The organism is Bacillus cereus group sp. BfR-BA-01381 (genome assembly GCF_022663555.1).
In the GTDB taxonomy this organism is placed as follows: domain Bacteria; phylum Bacillota; class Bacilli; order Bacillales; family Bacillaceae_G; genus Bacillus_A; species Bacillus_A pacificus.
In genome coordinates, this window is record NZ_JAKUFR010000350.1 from 1 (window position 1) to 220 (window position 220).

The window sequence follows — 220 nt, forward strand, 5'->3', positions numbered from 1 at the left end:
GACTTCTGACACATGCAAAAGGTTCTTTCTCTCATGCAGAAGGATCAAAAACGAAAGCAACTGGACATAGTTCCCATAGTGAAGGAAGTGAAACGACAGCAGGTGGCTCCTCTTCTCATGCGGAAGGTAATCATACATCAACAGCTCATTTTGCAGGTAGCCATATTATGGGGCGCTTCGGCACAGCAGATGAATCTTATTCTTGGTTTATTGCAAACGG

At 44.5% G+C, this 220-nt stretch carries 1 pseudogene; it reads left to right on the top strand.

The window, feature by feature from the left end:
• Nucleotides 1-220: pseudogene (locus MR079_RS28995) on the top strand (peptidase G2 autoproteolytic cleavage domain-containing protein); the annotation flags it as partial.